The sequence below is a fragment of the Pauljensenia hongkongensis genome, from assembly GCF_001746855.1.
In the GTDB taxonomy this organism is placed as follows: domain Bacteria; phylum Actinomycetota; class Actinomycetes; order Actinomycetales; family Actinomycetaceae; genus Pauljensenia; species Pauljensenia hongkongensis.
On record NZ_CP017298.1, the window covers coordinates 1,435,095 to 1,436,612 of the forward strand.

Genomic DNA, 1,518 nt, shown 5'->3' on the forward strand with positions numbered 1-1,518 from the left:
CGGGGGCCGGGCCGGCCGGGGTTTCCATAGTCACGCCCCTACACTAGGGGCATGCCGCCTTTGAAGCACCACCTCGACTCCGCGCGCCTGCGCAGCGGGGTCTTCGCGTTCGTCTTCGCCCCCATCGCCCTCGTGTTCATGGGGTCGTCGATGACGGACGTGCAGTCGCTGACGGCCGCGGGGCAGCCCCTGGCGTCGGTGGAGGGCCTCATCGGGCTGGCGCTGGCCTCGACGCTGTTCGCCCTGATCGCGATGAACTGCGACGACTCGTCCGCCGGGATGTTCGTCGCCTTCGGCTGGTCGCTGGTGATCGGCGCGGCGCAGATGGCGGGCTACTTGCAGGTGCCGATGCTCATGAAGTCCCCGGCCCGGCCCCACGACATGCTGGCGGCGATGTCGTGGAGCATGTACCCGGTGGCGATGGCGGCGATCCTGGCGGCCAGCGCCGTGACCGTGAAGTCGGTGCGGGTGCGGGCGGGGGAGACGACCCGGATGCCGCTGGCCCGCTCCCACCGGAGCGCTTTCGGGGCCTCCGTCGCCCTGCCCGCCGCTGCCGTCGTGTTCGCCGTGTACGTGTACATCGCGCCGAACAACTCCGTGAGGGTGGCGCACGAGGGCCTGATCGGCCTCGTCTCCTCCTACGAGTACCATCCGGCCATGGCGCTGGCGGGGGCGGGGGCGCTGGCCGCGATGGCGCTGAGCGCCCGGTGGTCGATCACGGGAACGCAGCTGGGCGCGTGGGCTGTGCTGGTGCTGCCCTCGTACCTGGTGGTCCCCGTGTGGGCGTCTTTGACGGGGAAGGTGGTGGTTCCCGGCAGGTCGCCGATCACCCAGCTGCTCGTGGCCGCCCCCGTGCTGACGGCCCTGGGCCTGACGGTGGCGACGACGTCGTTGGGGACCTTGTGGTCGCGGACGAAAGCGCTGCGGGCGCTGTCCGCCGCGGCGGAGGAGGACGATCAGGGGCCTGCCGGGTCCTGAAGTAACCTTTTGGGAGCGCGTCCGTTATCGTGTGCGTGAAGAGGAGGAGTCCCATGTCCGAAAACGAGTCCCCCGACGCCGAGGCGTCCCAGCACCGGCGCCCCGATGACTGGGCGTTGGACCGCGGGCGCGATCACGTGCTGACTGGCGAGGAGATCGAGCTGCCCGGCGCGGAGTTCGGCGACGCCGCCGACATCGTCGGACTATCGAGCGTCCCGGTGGTCACCGGCGAGATCGAGGCCGTCTCCATCGGCGCCCGGCGCTCCTCGAACCCCAATGTGGGGCCCCTCCAGCCGAAGATCGAGGACAGGATCGCCACTGGTGAGATCCCTGTCGCCCCCGTCCCCTCCGCGTCCGCGATCCCGGTGGTCCCGGCTCCCGGCGCCGGGGCGGAGGCCGAGCCGGACGCGGGCCCGCGGGACTCCGGCGCCTCCGGTCGGGATCCGTCTGGCGCCCCTGGTCCCGAGGCGGGGGCCGCTTCGACGACGGCCCGGGAGCAGGAGGGGGCCCCGGAGCCCGCAGTGGAGGGCGCCGGGGCGA

The 1,518-nt window shown here is 72.3% G+C and carries 1 protein-coding gene and 1 pseudogene; both read left to right on the forward strand.

Going from position 1 to position 1,518, the window contains the following annotated elements:
• Positions 1 to 51: 51 nt before the first annotated feature.
• Positions 52 to 978 carry a hypothetical protein gene (locus tag BH719_RS05935; RefSeq protein WP_009743897.1) on the forward strand — a complete coding sequence of 309 codons (927 nt, stop codon included), beginning with the start codon at positions 52 to 54 and terminating at the stop codon, positions 976 to 978.
• Positions 979 to 1,031: 53 nt separating this feature from the next.
• Positions 1,032 to 1,518: pseudogene (locus BH719_RS09665) on the forward strand (hypothetical protein); the annotation flags it as partial.